This is a genomic window from Bradyrhizobium cosmicum (genome assembly GCF_007290395.2).
In the GTDB taxonomy this organism is placed as follows: Bacteria; Pseudomonadota; Alphaproteobacteria; order Rhizobiales; family Xanthobacteraceae; genus Bradyrhizobium; species Bradyrhizobium cosmicum.
The window spans coordinates 7,045,399-7,061,950 of sequence record NZ_CP041656.2 but is presented as its reverse complement, the minus strand read 5'-3'; the positions used below and the strand labels follow the sequence as shown (position 1 = coordinate 7,061,950).

At 65.4% G+C, this 16,552-nt stretch carries 14 protein-coding genes; 11 read left to right on the top strand and 3 right to left on the bottom strand.

The features are described 5' to 3' along the window. The first annotated feature begins 6 nt into the window (after positions 1 to 6). The 8 genes from FNV92_RS33670 (at position 7) to FNV92_RS33635 (ending at position 8,368) form a co-directional block, all read left to right on the top strand. Positions 7 to 1,629, top strand: a complete 1,623-nt coding sequence (locus FNV92_RS33670) for an ABC transporter substrate-binding protein (RefSeq protein ID WP_143842849.1) — start codon at positions 7 to 9, stop codon at positions 1,627 to 1,629. Positions 1,630 to 1,874: 245 nt separating this feature from the next. Next, positions 1,875 to 2,888 carry an ABC transporter permease gene (locus FNV92_RS33665; protein ID WP_143842850.1) on the top strand — a complete coding sequence of 338 codons (1,014 nt, stop codon included), beginning with the start codon at positions 1,875 to 1,877 and terminating at the stop codon, positions 2,886 to 2,888. 9 nt (positions 2,889 to 2,897) lie between these two features. Next, on the top strand, positions 2,898 to 3,797 hold the full coding sequence (locus tag FNV92_RS33660) for an ABC transporter permease (protein WP_143842851.1): 900 nt from the start codon (positions 2,898 to 2,900) through the stop codon (positions 3,795 to 3,797). A 97-nt stretch (positions 3,798 to 3,894) separates the two neighbouring features. Continuing rightward, complete coding sequence (locus tag FNV92_RS33655) at positions 3,895 to 5,628, top strand: dipeptide ABC transporter ATP-binding protein (RefSeq protein ID WP_143842852.1); 1,734 nt, start codon at positions 3,895 to 3,897, stop codon at positions 5,626 to 5,628. Between the two features lie 26 nt (positions 5,629 to 5,654). After that, the gene (locus FNV92_RS33650; protein ID WP_015689197.1) at positions 5,655 to 5,834 is read left to right on the top strand and encodes a DUF4089 domain-containing protein; all 180 of its coding nucleotides are present in this window, start codon (positions 5,655 to 5,657) and stop codon (positions 5,832 to 5,834) included. 7 nt (positions 5,835 to 5,841) lie between these two features. Next, on the top strand, positions 5,842 to 7,236 hold the full coding sequence (locus FNV92_RS33645) for an AtzE family amidohydrolase (protein WP_168213430.1): 1,395 nt from the start codon (positions 5,842 to 5,844) through the stop codon (positions 7,234 to 7,236). 12 nt (positions 7,237 to 7,248) lie between these two features. Then, positions 7,249 to 7,641: an oxalurate catabolism protein HpxZ gene (gene hpxZ, locus FNV92_RS33640; protein WP_143842854.1), complete on the top strand. Its 393-nt coding sequence runs from the start codon at positions 7,249 to 7,251 to the stop codon at positions 7,639 to 7,641. Between the two features lie 4 nt (positions 7,642 to 7,645). Further along, positions 7,646 to 8,368, top strand: coding sequence for a GntR family transcriptional regulator (locus tag FNV92_RS33635; RefSeq protein ID WP_168213431.1), 723 nt, complete (start codon positions 7,646 to 7,648; stop codon positions 8,366 to 8,368). A gap of 191 nt (positions 8,369 to 8,559) precedes the next feature. Here the strand turns inward: FNV92_RS33635 and atzF are convergent, their stop codons facing one another. Beyond that, entirely contained in the window at positions 8,560 to 10,365 is a 1,806-nt protein-coding gene (gene atzF, locus FNV92_RS33630; protein WP_143842856.1) for an allophanate hydrolase, read from the bottom strand. A 192-nt stretch (positions 10,366 to 10,557) separates the two neighbouring features. After that, positions 10,558 to 11,064, bottom strand: a complete 507-nt coding sequence (locus tag FNV92_RS33625) for a MarR family winged helix-turn-helix transcriptional regulator (RefSeq protein ID WP_015689192.1) — start codon at positions 11,062 to 11,064, stop codon at positions 10,558 to 10,560. Between the two features lie 148 nt (positions 11,065 to 11,212). On the opposite strand from FNV92_RS33625, the gene FNV92_RS33620 reads away from it, so the two are divergent. Further along, positions 11,213 to 13,063, top strand: a complete 1,851-nt coding sequence (locus tag FNV92_RS33620; protein ID WP_168213432.1) for a feruloyl-CoA synthase — start codon at positions 11,213 to 11,215, stop codon at positions 13,061 to 13,063. A 363-nt stretch (positions 13,064 to 13,426) separates the two neighbouring features. Here FNV92_RS33620 and FNV92_RS33615 read toward each other — a convergent pair whose 3' ends face one another. Continuing rightward, entirely contained in the window at positions 13,427 to 13,933 is a 507-nt protein-coding gene (locus tag FNV92_RS33615) for a MarR family winged helix-turn-helix transcriptional regulator (protein ID WP_143842858.1), read from the bottom strand. A gap of 83 nt (positions 13,934 to 14,016) precedes the next feature. Here FNV92_RS33615 and FNV92_RS33610 point away from each other — a divergent pair, with 83 nt between their 5' ends. Together FNV92_RS33610 and FNV92_RS33605 are read left to right on the top strand one after the other, a co-directional pair. Further along, positions 14,017 to 15,225 (top strand): cytochrome P450, encoded by a 1,209-nt coding sequence (locus tag FNV92_RS33610; RefSeq protein ID WP_143842859.1) that lies wholly within the window; start codon positions 14,017 to 14,019, stop codon positions 15,223 to 15,225. A gap of 37 nt (positions 15,226 to 15,262) precedes the next feature. Continuing rightward, complete coding sequence (locus FNV92_RS33605) at positions 15,263 to 16,474, top strand: ABC transporter substrate-binding protein (RefSeq protein WP_143842860.1); 1,212 nt, start codon at positions 15,263 to 15,265, stop codon at positions 16,472 to 16,474. Positions 16,475 to 16,552: the final 78 nt, after the last annotated feature.

The window sequence follows — 16,552 nt, the reverse complement described above, 5'->3', positions numbered from 1 at the left end:
ATTGCCATGAAGCGCCGCGATTTCCTCAAGTCCGTTTCCGGATTGGCCGCTGGCGCGGCGCTTCCGGCCGTCCCGACCGTGATCTCGTCCGCCTACGCCGATGCGCGGTCGGAGACGCTGCTGATCGTCTCGGAGGGCGGCCCCAACAATCTCGACATCCACGGCGTCGGCACCAACGTGCCCGGCTATGAGGTGTCGTGGAATTGCTACGACCGCCTGATCAGCCACGAGATGAAGGCCGGCCCGGGCGGCGTGCCCTATTACGACCGCGACAAGTTCAAGCCCGAGCTCGCCGAAGAGTTCAAGATCGACGACATGTCGGTCACCTTCAAGCTGCGCAAGAACGCCAAATTCCACGACGGTACGCCTGTTACCGCTAAGGACGTGAAATGGTCGCTGGACCGCGCCGTCAGCGTCGGCGGCTTCCCGACCTTCCAGATGAGCGCGGGCTCGCTGACCAAGCCGGAGCAGTTCGTCGTGATCGACGACCTCACGGTGCGCGTCGATTTCCTGAAGAAGGACAGGCTGACGATCCCCGATCTCGCGGTGATCGTGCCCTGCATCGTCAACTCTGAGCTGGTGAAGAAGAACGCCAGCGAGAAGGATCCCTGGGGTCTCGAATTCACCAAGCAGCAGACCGCGGGCTCCGGCGCCTACAAGGTGACGAAGTGGACCGCCGGCACCGAAGTGATCATGGAGCGCAACGACGACTGGGTCTGCGGTCCGCTGCCGAAGATCAAGCGCGTGATCTGGCGCATGGTGCCGCAGGCCGGCAACCGCCGCGCGCTGCTGGAGCGCGGCGACGCCGACATCTCCTACGAGCTGCCGAACAAGGACTTCCAGGAGATGAAGGCGAACGGCAAGCTTAACGTCGTGTCGCTGCCGTTCTCCAACGGCATCCAGTATATCGGCATGAACGTCACCAAGCCGCCGTTCGACAATCCCAAGGTCCGTCAGGCCGTCGCCTACGCACTGCCCTATCAGAAGATCATGGACGCCGTGATGTTCGGGCTGGCGAACCCGATGTTCGGTGCCGCGAAGGACAAGCCGACCGAAGTCGCCTGGCCGCAGCCGCACAAATACAACACCGACATCGAGAAGGCGAAGGCGCTGATGGCGGAAGCAGGTCTCGCCAACGGCTTCGAGACCACGATCTCGTTCGACCTGAATTTCGCCGGCGTCAACGAGCCGCTCTGCGTGCTGGTGCAGGAGAGTCTTGCGCAGATCGGCATCAAGACCACCATCAACAAGGTGCCCGGCGCCAACTGGCGCACCGAGTTGAACAAGAAGGAGATGCCGCTCTTCACCAACGTGTTCTCCGGCTGGCTCGATTACCCCGAATACTTCTTCTACTGGTGCTATCACGGCAACAATTCCGTCTTCAACACCATGAGCTACAAGTCGGCGGAGATGGACAAGCTGATCGACGGCGCGCGCAATGCGGCTGCGACCGGCGACACCGCGACCTACGAAAAGGATGTGAAAGGCTTCGTCGATCTCGCCTTCACCGACATCCCGCGCATCCCGCTGTACCAGCCCTTCGTCAACGTCGCGATGCAGAAGAACATCAGCGGTTACCAATACTGGTTCCACCGCCGCCTGGATTACCGCGCGCTGGCGAAGGGGTGAGGCGTGATGGTCGGCGCGAGCGCTATGTCCGCGTCTCTCTGTACCTCCTGGTCGAGTGAGGTGAGCACCACTCTCTCATTCCCTCCCCCCTTGTGGGGGAGGGGCAGGGAGGGGGGTAGCCACGAACTCCGACCTCTCCCGGGGCCACCCCCCTCCCTAGCCCTCCCCCACAAGGGGGGAGGGAACGCAGCAGCGCGCGTGGCGCGAGTCAGCCCTCAATTGCCAAGCAGAAGGAGTGCCGCCCCATGCTGACCATGATCGGCAAGCGCCTGATGTTCGCGATCCCGTCGCTGATCGGCGTCGTCATCGTCACCTTCCTGCTGACGCGCGCATTGCCCGGTGATCCCGCCGCGTACTTCGCAGGTCCCGCCGCGACCAAGGAAGCCGTCGAGCAGATCCGGAAAAAACTCGGCCTCGACAGGCCGCTGATCGAGCAGTTCTTCCGCTACACCAACGATCTCGCGCACGGCGATTTCGGCAACTCGCTCACCACGGGACAGCCGGTCGCGGCCGAGATCCGCAATCGCCTGCCGGCTTCCGCCGAACTGACGCTGCTCGGCCTCATCGTCTCGATCGTGATCGCGATTCCGCTCGGCGTGCTGGCGGCGACGCGGCCGGGATCATGGGTCGACCATCTCTGTCGAATAACGACGACGGCCGGCGTCTCGTTGCCGGTGTTCTTCACCGGCCTCGTTCTGGTTTACGTCTTCTACTTCCGGCTCGGCTGGTCGCCCGCGCCGCTCGGCCGTCTCGATGTGTTCTACAGCGCGCCGCCGACAATCACCGGCTTCTATCTGATCGATACGCTGATCGCGCGCGATTTCGAGGCATTCCGCTCGGCGTTGAGCCAGCTCATCCTGCCCGCGACCACGCTCGCGATCTTCTCGCTGGCGCCGATCGCGCGCATGACGCGCGCCTCGATGCTGGCGGTGCTGTCGTCGGAGTTCGTCCGAACCGCGCGCGCCAGCGGCCTGTCGCCGGCGACCGTCATCGTCACTTACGCGTTCCGCAACGCCATGCTGCCCGTCATCACCACGCTCAGCATGGTGTTCTCGTTCCTGCTCGGCGCGAACGTGCTGGTCGAGAAAGTGTTCGCCTGGCCCGGCATCGGGTCCTACGCTGTGGAAGCGCTGATCTCGTCGGACTTCGCACCGGTGCAAGGCTTCGTGCTGACCATGGCGGTCATGTACGTGCTGCTCAATCTCGTGATCGACATTCTCTATGGCGTGATCGATCCACGCGTGCGGCTGGAAGGGTAGGGGTTAGTCATGAGCTCCGTTGCGCCTGCTGTTGAACCCGTCGGTCCCGCACGCACCTCGGGACTGGTCGCGATCCTCGAACAGACCCGCTACGTTCTCGGCGAGAACAAGGTCACGGGCTTCGCCTTTGCCCTCCTGGTCTTGATCCTCATTGCCGCGATCTTTGGCCCCTATGTGGTGCCCTATGATCCGCTGGCATCCGACACCGCCGCCGCGCTGAAGCCGCCGTCGATGGCACACTGGTTCGGCACCGATCAATTGGGGCGCGACATCTTCAGCCGCGTTGTCGTCGCGACCCGGCTCGATACGTTCATCGCGGTCGCCTCCGTCGTGCTGGTGTTCCTGATGGGCGGCCTCGCCGGCATCGCGGCCGGCTATTTCGGCGGCTGGACCGATCGCATCGTCGGCCGCATCGCCGACACCATCATGGCCTTCCCGCTGTTCGTGCTGGCGATGGGCATCGTCGCCGCGCTCGGCAACACCGTGCAGAACATCATCCTGGCCACCGCCATAGTGAACTTCCCGCTCTACGCCCGCGTCGCGCGCGCCGAGGCCAATGTCCGCCGCAATGCCGGCTTCGTGCAGGCCGCGCGGCTGTCGGGCAACGGCGAATTCCGCATCCTGCTGGTGCATATTCTCCCGAACATCATGCCGATCATGATCGTGCAGATGTCGCTGACCATGGGCTACGCCATCCTCAATGCCGCCGGCCTGTCCTTCATCGGCCTCGGCGTCCGTCCGCCGACGGCGGAGTGGGGCATCATGGTCGCCGAGGGCGCGGGCTTCATGGTCTCCGGCGAATGGTGGATCGCGCTATTCCCCGGCCTCGCGCTGATGATCGCCGTGTTCTGCTTCAACCTCCTCGGTGACGGCCTGCGCGACATCGTCGACCCCCAGCGGAGGACGTGATGGCTGGCAACGCCCCGCTAAATTTCCTCAATGATTTCAACATCCGCTCTACTGTGCATGGGGTTGTTCTCGACCTTGTGAGCGACGGGAGCCGTTGATGACCGCCCAGCCGCTGCTCGACGTCCAGGACCTCACCGTTGAATTCGCCACCCGGCGCGGCATCGTCAAAGCCGTGCAGCACGTCAACATCTCCGTCGCCAAGGGCGAGACGCTCGCCATCGTCGGCGAGTCCGGTTCCGGCAAGTCGGTGACGTCCTATGCGGTGATGCGCATCCTCGACCGCGCCGGCAAGATCGCCGAGGGCTCGGTGATGTTCTCCGGCATCGACGTCAAGGCCGCGACCGAAGATCAGATGCGCGACCTGCGCGGCCGCGAAGTCTCGATGATCTTCCAGAACCCGCGTGCCGCGCTCAACCCGATCCGGAAGGTCGGCGACCAGATCGAGGATGTGCTGCGCACCCATGTGCAGCAGGCCCCGGTCGCTGATCGAGGTGAGAGGGCGATCGAGGCACTGGAGCAGGTCAAGATCGCCCGCCCGCGCGAGCGCTATCACGCCTATCCGTTCGAGCTGTCCGGCGGCATGTGCCAGCGCGTCGTCATCGCACTCGCGCTCGCCTGCAATCCGCAACTGCTGATCGCGGACGAGCCGACCACCGGCCTCGACGTCACCACCCAGAAGGCGGTGATGGACCTGATCGTCGAACTCACAAAACGCAAGGCGATGTCGACCATCCTGATCACGCATGATCTTGGCCTGGCCGCCGCCTATTGCGACCGCGTCGTGGTGATGGAAAAGGGGCGGGTGGTCGAGACCGCCAAGGCCGCCGACATCTTCGCCAACCCGCAGCACCCCTACACCAAGAAGCTGATGCGCGCGACGCCGCGGCTCGGCGTGAGCCTGCGCGATCTGCTGCCGGAGGAGGAGGGCGCTGCGCTCGCCGCCGCGAGCCCCGCGTCCGTGGCCCCGGCAGCCGTATCGGGTGCGGAGAGCCAGAAGCCACTCCTGCTCATTGAAAAGCTCGTCAAGGAGTACCCCCGCCAGGGCGCGACCGCGACGCTCGGAAAACTGTTCGGCCGCAAGCCGCCAGTGGAACCGGATGTCTTCCGCGCCGTCGACGGCATCAGCTTCTCGATCGGCCATGGCGAGAGCGTCGGCCTCGTCGGCGAATCCGGCTGCGGCAAATCGACCACATCGATGATGGTGATGCGGCTGCTCGACCAGACCTCGGGCCTGATCCAGTTCGATGGCGAGGACATCGGCGCCATCCAGCCCGCCAACTTCGCCCGGCTGCCGCAGCGCAGCCGCATCCAGATGGTGTTCCAGGACCCGACCGACAGCCTCAACCCGCGCTTTACCGCCGCGCGCGCCATCGCCGATCCGATCATGCAACTCGGCGACGTCAGGGGGCGCGATGCGCTCCGTGACCGCTGCGAGGAGCTGGCCACCATGGTCGGCCTGCCGCACAATCTGCTGGATCGCTTCCCGCACCAACTGTCAGGCGGCCAGAAGGCCCGCGTCGGCATCGCCCGTGCCATCGCCCTGCATCCGAAGCTGGTCATCCTCGACGAGCCGACCGCGGCGCTGGACGTATCGGTCCAGGCCGTGGTGCTGAACCTGCTCCAGGATCTCAAGGCCCGGCTAGGTATGAGTTATCTGTTCGTCTCGCATGATTTGAATGTGGTGCGCCTGTTGTGCGATCGTGTCATTGTCATGCGGTCGGGTCGAATCGTCGAGGAAGGCTCTTCCGAGAGGGTTTTGAGCGACCCGCAGGACGACTACACCAAGGAGCTGCTGACGGCGATCCCGCATCCGCCGTTGCCGGCTCACTGACGAACGTTAGAGAGTTTGAGAGAGTGATGGCCGAGCCGCTGGACGATTATATCGACGCCGTTTCCAAAGCGCTGGCGCTGCCGGTCGAGGATGCCTGGAGGCCGGCGGTGCGCGCCAATCTCGAGGTCTCGCTGCGGCTCGCCCGCCTGGTCGATGAATTCGCGCTGCCGGACGAGACCGAGCCGGCGCCGATCTTCGCCGTCTGACGCCGCCATGACAGCCAAGCCAGATTTGAGCGCTGCCGACATCGCCAAGGCGGTGGCCGGCGGCAAACTGTCCGCGCTCGATGCGACCGAGGCCGCGCTCGCGCGCATCAAGCAGCACGACGGCGCCCTCAACGCCTTCACGGACGTCACCGCCGAACGTGCCCGTGCCAAAGCGCGCGCGATCGATGCCGACATCGCGGCCGGCAAGGACGTCGGTCCGCTCGCCGGCGTGCCTTTCGCGGTCAAGAACCTGTTCGACGTTGCGGGTCTTCCCACCCGCGCCGGCTCGAAGATCAATCGCGATCGCGCGCCGGCCAACCGCGACGCCACGCTGATCGAGCGCATGGAAGCCGCCGGTGCAGTTCTCGTCGGCGCGCTCAACATGGGTGAATACGCCTACGACTTCACTGGCGAGAACATCCATGACGGTCCCTCGCGCAATCCGCACGACACCACGCGGATGAGCGGCGGCTCGTCCGGCGGTTCTGGCAGCGCCGTCGGCGGCGCACTGGTGCCGATCGCGCTGGGCTCCGACACCAATGGGTCGATCCGCGTGCCGTCGTCGTTCTGCGGCATCTTCGGCCTGAAGCCGACCTATGGCCGGCTGTCGCGCGCGCGGTCCTTTCCGTTCGTCGCGAGTTTCGATCATCTCGGCCCGTTCGCGCGCTCCGTCACCGATCTCGCGCTCGCCTATGACGCGATGCAGGGACCGGATGCCGACGATGCCGCCTGCACCACGCGCGGTCTGGAGCCGACGACGCCGCTGCTCGCCAATCCGGTGTCGGACCTGCGCATCGCGATCGCCGGCGGCTACTTCCAGAAGAATGTTTTTCCGGAGGCGGTCGAAGCCGTCAGCCGCGTCGCCAAGGCGCTGAACGCCACGCGCGTGGTGGAGGTTCCCGAGGCCGCACGGGCCCGTGCGGCGGCTTATGTCATCTCCACCACCGAAGGCGCCTCGCTGCATCTCGACCGCCTCCGCAAGCGTCCGAGTGATTTCGATCCTGCCGTGCGCGACCGGTTGATCGCGGGTGCCATGGTGCCCGCGCCGCTAGTCGATCGCGCGCAAAAGTTCCGCCGCTGGTATCGCGCGCAGCTTGCCGAGCTGTTCAGATCGGTCGACGTGCTGATCGCGCCCGCGACGCCCTGTACCGCGCCGAAGCTCGGTCAGGTGAATTTCAATCTCGACAGCGTCGAGCTGCCAGTGCGCGCCAATATCGGCATTCACACCCAGCCGATCTCCTTCATCGGCCTGCCGGTGGTCGCGGTTCCCGTGCCGCTCGAGCCGCTGCCGATCGGCGTGCAGATCATCGCCGCGCCCTGGCGCGAGGACATCGCGCTGCGCGTCGCGTATGCATTGGAGAAGATGGGCGTCGTCGCCGCGCCCGCGCCAAGGGGACTTTGAGAGGAATCTGGAATGGAGATCGATCTCCCCGACGTGATCGCGGAAGTCAAAGCCGCGTTCGATCGTTATGAGCAGGCGCTGATCACCAACGACGTCGCCGTGCTAGGCGAGCTGTTCCGCGACGATCCTCGCACGCTACGCTACGGCATCGGCGAGAACCTCTACGGCTACGCGGCGATCTCCGGCTTCCGCGCCGGTCGTTCGCCGGTTGGCCTCAACCGCCGTACCGCCAAGACCGTGATCACCAGCTACGGCCGCGACACGGCGGTCGCTTCCACCCTGTTCTATCGCGACACGGCTCCCGGCAAGGTCGGCCGGCAGATGCAGACCTGGATTCGCTTCCCGGAGGGCTGGCGCGTCGTCGCCGCCCATGTCAGCATCATCGACGAGTCGAAAGAGACCTGACCTGATGACGCTTGACGATCTTCCGCAGGGAACACTGCCGGCCGAGCCGGTGGTGCCGCGCGTCGACCGGGCGCTGCCGTCGCTACAGAAGGTCACGCGTGCCGAGGAACTGCGTCTGCAGCTTGCTGACGAGATCGTGCGTGGAGCCCTGGCCCCCGGTTCCCCGCTGGACGAGACCGACATCGCGCGGCGCTTCAGCGTGTCGCGGACCCCGGTGCGCGAGGCGCTGCGCCAACTCGTGGCGAGCGGCCTGGTCGAGGCACGGCCGCATCGCGGCGCGGTGGTGGCGCAGCCTTCGATCGAGCGGCTGAAGAGCATGTTCGAGGCGATGGCGGAGCTCGAGGCGATGTGCGCCGGCCTTGCCGCCGAGCGCATGTCGGCCGTCGAGCGCCACGGTCTGGAGGCCGTGCACGAAGAGCTGCGGGTGCTAAGCTACGCCGGCAATCCCGATCGCTTCCACGAGGTCAACGAACGCTTCCACAACGCGATCTATGCGGGATCGCAGAACGGCTACATCGCCGAGATCACGCTGGCCACCCGCGTTCGCGTGCAGCCGTTCCGCCGCGCCCAGTTCCGCAACCTCGGCCGTCTCGCCAAGTCGCAAGCGGAGCACGATCGCGTCGTCGTCGCCATCATGCGCGGCGACAAGCAGGGCGCCGCCGCCGCCATGCGCGCGCATATCGAATTGGTGCGCGGGGAGTATGAGATTTACGCGGTGTCGGTGTAGCCGACGGCATATGCCACATATTCGGTGTCGTCCCCGCAAAGGCGGGGACCCATAACCACAGGGCGTGGTTATGGTGCGAAGCTCTTAACTCAGAGCCTTCGCCAAACGTCTCCCTGTGGTGATGGGTCCCGGATCTGCGCTGCGCTTGTCCGGGACGACAGTCTTTGTGAGGCTCGCACCGTTCACGCGAGCTACCCCGTCGCGGATTCCGCCATGAACTTGCGCCAGCCGCCATAGCTGGTGATATCACGCGCTTCGCCCAGTACCTCCGGCTCGACGAGAAATCCCTTCACGCTGCGACCATCAGCAAGCCGCACCGTCCCGATCGCCATCGGCGCCGGAATCGCATTGACGAACCTGCCCAAGGCGGACGACGACAGCGACCAGATCTCCAGCTCGATCGACGCGCCCTTGCCGGCCTCGACGCGCAGCAGGCCCGGCTTCGGCGGCGTGGTCTGGAGCGCATAGAGCTTGTAGTCCGGCGTGGTGCTGGTCGCCTCGATCAGCTTGCCGTTCAACGCCTTCAATTCACCGTTCAGCGCCATGCCGGAAAGATGCGCGCCGACGACCGCGATCGGAATCTCGTCGCCGCCATCTGCTGGAAGCGGCGCGAGCGGCGCTTGCGGCACGCCCTTCGCACCCACGGTCAATTTTGTATCCGCATGGAAGACCCGCCCGATGCTCGCGAGCAGTGCGTCACGTCCAGCGGGCGCCAGCAGCGTGATGCCGAATGGAATGCCGTCGGCGCGCATCGCCGCCGGCACCGCAAGACCGCAGAGGTCGAGCAGATTGACGAAATTGGTGTAGGTGCCGAGCCGGCTGTTGAGCTCGATCGGATTGGCCAGCACCTGCGCGGTCGTATACGCCGTCGGCGCCGTCGGCAGCACCAGCGCATCGATATTGGCAAACGTCCGCTCGGCGATCTTGCGCAGGCCCTGCAGGCGATAGAGCGCGGAGAAGGTGTCCGCCGCCGTGAGCCGCGCCCCGCCCGCGGTGATCTCGCGCGTGACGGGATGGATCGTATCGGGCGCGGACGCTAGCAGATTCTTGATCACGAGATAGCGCTCGGCGACCCAGGGACCCTCATAGAGCAGCCGCGCCGTCTCGTAGAACGGTTCGAGGTCGAACTCCACCAGCGTTGCGCCGAGTGACGTCCAGCGTTTCAATGCATCGGCGTAAGCGGCCTCCGCCTTCTTGTCGCCGAAGAAGATCAGCTGGCCGTCGCGCGGCACGCCGAGGCGCATGTTGGACGGAAACGGCGTGAGCGCGCCAAGCGGCCTGTCGCGCGAGAACGGATCGGCCTGGTCGGGCCCGGCCATCACCGACAGCGCGAGTGCGGCATCGTCCACCGTCAGCGCGAACACCGAGATGCAGTCGAGCGTGCGGCACGCCGGCACAAGACCCGCGGTCGAGATCATGCCGAGACTTGGCTTCAGCCCGACGATGTTATTGAGCATCGCCGGCACGCGGCCGCTGCCGGCGGTGTCGGTGCCGAGCGACAACGGCACCAGGCCGGCGCCGACGGCGGTGGCGGATCCCGAGCTCGAGCCGCCGGGAATGAGATCCTCGCGGATCGAATTTCTGGGAATGCCGTAGGGTGAGCGCACGCCGACGAGGCCGGTCGCGAACTGGTCGAGATTGGTCTTGCCGATGATGATTGCCCCGGCCGCGCGCAGGCGCTCCACCGCGGTCGAGTCATGGGTTGGCGTGTAGGAGAAGGCCGGGCAGGCGGCCGTGGTCGGAAATCCAAGCGCGTCGATATTGTCCTTCACCGCAACCGGGACGCCGTAGAGCGGCAGGCCGGCGGCATCCTTCGCGCTCAGCCGTTCGGCTTCCGCAACGGCGTCCTTCTCGTCGCGCAGGCTGATGAACAATGCGGGATCGTTGTGGTCGCGGATGCGCTGGTAGGTCCGCGCGATCGTCTGCGCCGGCGTGACTATGCCCGCGCGATGCGCGGCCACAATCGCGGCGATCGTTTCAGGCTGCTCAGCCCCCATGGTGACAAAACTCCGGCAACAGGTCCCACCCGGATTGAAGCAAGCGATGTGCCATTGTGTACAGAATCCGGGCAGGATGGCTCCTGCGGATACTACCGTTAGATCAGTGGCTTGGGTAATATTTCGATGAATGATTGAGCCGCCGTGCCAGCGCCCCGTTCCGGGCATTTGCACAAATCGTGGGCAGTGGCTTCAGGTGAAGCCCGCGAGGATCTGGAGCAGCCGCTCGCGGTTCTCCTTGCCGATCTTCGCCTCGACATGCCGCTCGTGCTCGGCAGCGAGGCGCTTGAACTTCGTCAGCGCCGTCTCGCCCGGCGCGGTGAGATGCAGCGCGTGGGAGCGCCGGTCCGTCTTCGATTTGACCCGCTTCACGAGCTTGCGCTGCTCGAGGCTGTCGAGCAGGTGCACCAGCCGGGCGCGCTCGATGCCGAGGCGCTTTGCCACCGCCATCTGCGAGAGCCCCGGATTGGCGCCGATCACGGTCAGCACCGAATATTGCGTCGGCCGGATATCGACGTCGCCAAGCGTCTTGATGAAGTCCTGGAAGATCCAGATCTGGAAGCGCCGCACGGCGTAGCCGGCGTGCCCGACCAGTGCGTCGAGGCCGATCTCGTCCGCGTCGTGTTGCCGCGCCGCGCCGTTGCCGGCGCGCTTGCGTGGGGAGGGGCGGCGCTCGGCTCGGGCAGTGCTGGCTGTCACATCATGTCTCCTGCCGTGCGACCTTAGCCTCTTCGCTGGTCGGCCGGAAGATTGTTGTTGACGACAACAATTACCATGCCCAACATTATGGCCAAAGCGGCCCGGAACGAGGCTGCGGCCCATCACCGGTACGGGCGAGGAGGAAACCATGACAACCGCCACACGCGGTGACGCTGCGAGCCTGTTCGCAACGCCCAGGACCGTTGCAGAGCATCGCACCGACGGCAGCATCGTGTTGCGCTCGCCTCAGCCCTTGCGCGACGGCGGGCGCTGTACTGGCGACTGGCTGGAGCAATGGGCGCGGCAGACGCCCGACACGATCTTCCTCGCCGAGCGTGACAGCGCCGATACCCCTTGGGCCACCATGACCTACGCGGGCGCCCTGCGGCGGGTCCGCGCGGCGGCGTCCTGGATCCTGGCGCAGGGTCTCAGCGCAGAGCGCCCCGTCGTCATTCTCTCCGACAACAGCATCGACCATGCGCTGCTCGCGCTCGCCGCCCAGCATGTCGGCGTGCCTTCGGCCGCGATCTCGCCTGCCTATTCGCTGATGTCGAGAGATTTCGACAAGCTCAAGAGCATGATCTCGCTCCTTCAGCCGGGTGCGATCTATGTCTCTGCGAACAAGCCGTTTGCCGCGGCGCTGGCCGCGATCAAGCCGCTGCACGAAGCGCAGATCATCAGCGGCAAATCCGGCGATGCCGATGCTCTGGCCTTCCGTGACATCGCGGCAACGCCTGAAACGGGTGATGTCGCAGGGGCTTTAGCCGCGGTGACGCCGGACACGATCGCAAAATTCCTGTTCACATCGGGCTCGACCGGCACGCCCAAGGCCGTGATCAACACCCAGCGCATGCTGACCTCGAGCCAGCAGGCCAAGGCGCAGACCTGGACTTTTCTCGAGCAGGGCGGCGGCGATCTCGTCATCCTCGACTGGCTGCCCTGGAGCCATACCTTCGGCGCCAACCACAATTTCAATCTGGTGCTGCGCAACGGCGGCTCGCTCTATATCGACGGCGGCAAGCCCGCGCCCGGCCTGTTCACCACGTCGCTCGCCAATCTCAGAAGCGTGATGCCGACGGTCTATTTCAACGTGCCGCGCGGCTTCGACATGCTGATCGCGGCGCTGCGCGGCGACGAGAGGCTGCGCCGCCGCTTCTTCAGCGAGGTGAAATTCGCCTTCTATGCGGGGGCGGCGCTGCCGCAGAATCTGTGGGATGCGCTCGAACAGCTCTCCATTGAAACCGTCGGCCACCCGCTGCCGATGGTCTCGGCCTGGGGCTCGACCGAGACCTCGCCGCTGGCGACCGATTGCCATTTCCTCGCAGACCGCTCCGGCAATATCGGCGTGCCGATTCCCGGCACCGAGTTGAAGCTTGTCGCGTCCGGCGACAAGCTGGAGGTGCGCGTGCGCGGCCCCAATGTCACGCCGGGCTATTGGAAGGCGCCCGAGCTGACGAAGCAGGCGTTCGACGAAGAGGGTTTTTATCTCATCGGCGATGCCGTGAAGCTGGCCGATGCAGCTCGGCCCGAGCGCGGCCTGTTCTTCGATGGCCGGGTCGCGGAAGACTTCAAGCTCAATTCCGGTACCTGGGTCAATGTCGGCACGCTGCGCGTTGCCGGCATTGCCGCGCTGGCACCGCTCGCGCAGGACATCGTCGTCGCGGGCCATGGCGGCGACGAGGTGCGCTTCCTGGTGTTCCCGAATGTTGTCGCGTGTCGTGCGCATGCCGGCTTGCCCGAGACGGCGAGCGTGAGCGACGTGCTTGGTCATGACAGGGTCAGGACCGCGATCGCGCAGGGGCTTGCCAAACTGAAGCAGCAGGGCGCGAACTCCTCCGGCCATGCGACGCGGGGGCTGTTGCTTGTCGAGCCGCCATCTGTCGACGGCGGCGAGATCACGGACAAGGGCTACATCAACCAACGCGCGGTGCTGACGCGGCGGGCCGATGCGGTGATGCGGCTGAACGACGATGCGTCGGCGGAGTGGGTTGGGCTGTAGCGACTGAACCAGTAGCTGCTCTCGTGCTCCGGACGCAACGCAGCACGCAGTGATGCGCTGCTGAGCCGGGGCCCATCTCTCGTCGTGCGCGTAGTCGCATGGGTTCCGGCTCTGCGCAGCAGCGTTTCACGCTGCAGCGCGTCCGGGACACGGCCAAACATGCCAGCCATCCTGCCGCAATATCCTGCATGATTCTTTTGTTGCCGAGGCAACTAATTTGTGCGAACCGTTCCAGACAAGGATGACGGCGGGGGAACCGCTGCGCCTGTCACGGAGGAAACGATGCTCGGCAGAAGGGGTGCCGCGGGCAAATGCCGGCGTATGCCTGGACTTGACGGGGGATCGCGCCCGGCGCGCGATCCGTCAGGCGTCGCTGCCGCCGGTCACCGCGCCGAGATTCTCGTGCAGCCGGCGCAGCAGATCGATCAGCACCTCGCGCTCGTCCTTGCTCAGGCACGACAACAACCGCCGTTCGCGCTCGAACGCGGCGACGATCACCTTGTCATGGGTGGCGCGGCCCCGTGTGGTGAGCGAGATCGAATGGGTGCGGCCGTCGTTCGGATCGGTGCGGATCGACACCAGCCCGCGCCTCTCCAGGCCCGCCAGCGTGCGGCTGACCGGGCCCTTGTCGAAACCGATCACGTGGCAGATGCGCGAGGCCGGGATGCCCGGCTCGATCGCGAGCAGCGACATGATCCGCCATTCCGTGACGTTGACGCCGAACTGCTTCTGATAGAAAGCGGTCGCGCTGTTCGAGAGCTTGTTGGCGATGAAGGTGATGAACGCCGGAACGTAGCGATCGAGATCGAGCGTCGGTCCCGCCTCCATGGGCGCAGGCTTCTGGCGGGCTCTGGTCGAGGACGGCGGCATATCGGGGTTTCGACTCGCGGGATGTCCGCAGACCTAAGGGCAAGCGAGGCCCTTTCACAAGATCAAAATGAGGGAGGAGTTTCATGAGCGCACCTGGCTTCGCGACATCAGGCGTCCCGCATGTCGATGTCGATCCCTTCGACATGAATTTTTTCGCCGATCCCTACCCCGCGCACGAGCTTCTGCGCGAGACCGGCCCGGTCGTCTATCTCGACAAGTGGAAGCTCTATGGCGTGGCGCGCTATGCCGAAGTCCATGCCGTCCTGAACGATCCCGCGACCTTCTGCTCCAGCCGCGGCGTCGGCCTGTCCGACTTCAAGAAGGAGACGCCGTGGCGGCCGCCGAGCCTGATCCTGGAGGCCGATCCGCCCGAGCACACTCGCACCCGCGCAGTGTTGTCGAAGGTGCTGTCGCCGACCGTGATGAAGGGGTTGCGTGACCGCTTTGCCGCCGTCGCAGAGCAGCGGGTCGACGCGCTGCTCGACAAGGGCAGCTTCGATGCGATCACGGATCTTGCCGAAGCCTATCCGCTTTCGATCTTCCCGGATGCGCTCGGTCTGAAGCCCGAGGGACGCGAGCATCTCATCCCTTATGCGAGCGTCGTGTTCAACGCCTTCGGCCCGCCGAACCAGCTGCGCCAGGACGCCATCGCGCGTTCGGCGCCGCATCAGGCTTACGTCACCGAACAATGCCAGCGTGACAACCTGACGCCCGGCGGCATCGGCGCCTGTATCCATGCCCATGTCGACGAGGGCGCGATCACGGCGACCGAGGCGCCGTTGCTGGTGCGCTCGCTCCTGTCGGCCGGCCTCGACACCACCGTCAACGGCATCGGCGCTGCGGTCTACTGCCTCGCGCGTTTCCCGGAGCAATGGCAACGGCTGCGCGGCGACCTCACGCTCGCACGCAACGCCTTCGAGGAAGCGGTGCGGTTCGAAAGCCCGGTGCAGACCTTTTTCCGCACCACCACGCGTGAGGTCGAACTCTCCGGCGCAACGATCGGCGAGGGCGAGAAGGTGCTGATGTTCCTTGCGGCGGCCAATCGCGATCCCCGCCGCTGGGACAAGCCCGACAGCTATGACGTCACCCGCCGCACCTCCGGCCATGTCGGCTACGGCTCCGGCATTCACATGTGCGTCGGCCAACTGGTGGCGCGGCTCGAAGGCGAGACCATGCTGTCGGCCCTGGCCCGCCGTGTCGCCAGCATTGAGATCACGGGCGAGCCGAAGCGCCGCTTCAACAACACGCTGCGCGGGCTCGACAGCTTGCCGGTGACGATCACGCCCGCCTGACGACCGGCGGCGAAAACAATCAACAGGGGAGGGAATAATGAAGAATCTGAAATGGACGCTCGCGCTGGCCGCGAGCCTGATCGGCGGCGTGGCGAGCGCCGAGATCTCCGACAACGTCGTGCGCGTCGGCGTGCTCAACGACATCTCCGGCATCTTCCAGGATACCAATGGCATGGGCTCGGTGGAAGCTGCGCGCATGGCGGCCGAGGATTTCAACGGCGGCGGTAAAGGCATCAAGGTCGAGATCGTCTATGCCGACCACCAGAACAAGGCCGATGTCGGCAACGCCATCGCGCGCAAATGGCTCGATGTCGAAGGCGTCGATGCCATCGTCGATGTGCCGAATTCGGCCGTCGGTCTCTCCATCAACACGCTGCTGCGCGACAGCCGCATGACCTTCCTTGCGTCGTCGACCGCAAGCTCGGATCTCACCGGCAAGGCGTGCTCCCCCAACACGATCCAATGGGTCAACGACACCTGGGCCACCGGCAACACCACGGCGGCCGCGATGATGTCGCGCGGCGGCAAGGACTGGTATTTCCTCACGGTCGACTACGCGCTGGGTAAGGGCATCGAGGCCGAAGCGCAGAAATACATCGAGGGTCACGGCGGCAAGGTGCTCGGCTCCTCGAAGCACCCGCTCGGCACCTCCGATTTCGCTTCCTTCCTGCTGCAGGCGCAGAACTCGAAGGCGCAGGTGATCGGCCTTGCCAATGCCGGCGGCGATACCATCAATGCGGTGAAGCAGGCGGCCGAGTTCGGGGTGCAGCAGAACGGGCAGAAGCTCGTCGCGTTCCTGCTCTTCATCAACGACGTGCACGGCATGGGCATCAAGGTCGCGCAGGGCCTCCAGCTCATGGAAGCCTTCTACTGGGACATGAACGACGACACCCGCGCGTTTGCAAAACGCTTCGCCGCGCGACCCGGCATGAACGGCAAGATGCCGAGCGGCAACCAGGCCGGCGTCTATGCCTCCACGCTGGCTTATCTCAACGCGGTCGCCGAGACCGGCAGCGACAACGCCAAGGATGCGGTGCGGCAGATGAAGAAGTTCAAAGGCAAGGACAAACTGTTCGGCGACACCGCGATCCGCCAGGACGGCCGCGTCGTGCATCCCATGTATCTGTTCGAGGTGAAGAAGCCGGAGGAGTCGAAATATCCGTACGACTACTACAAGCTGGTTTCGACCATTCCGGCGGAGCAGGCGTTCCGGCCGCTGGCAGAGGGTGGGTGCGAATTGGTGAAGTAGGCGGAGCTGCGCGCTTTTCACCTCTCCCCGCTTGCGGGGAGAGGTCGGATCGCTCTTGCGACCCGGGTGAGGGGGTAC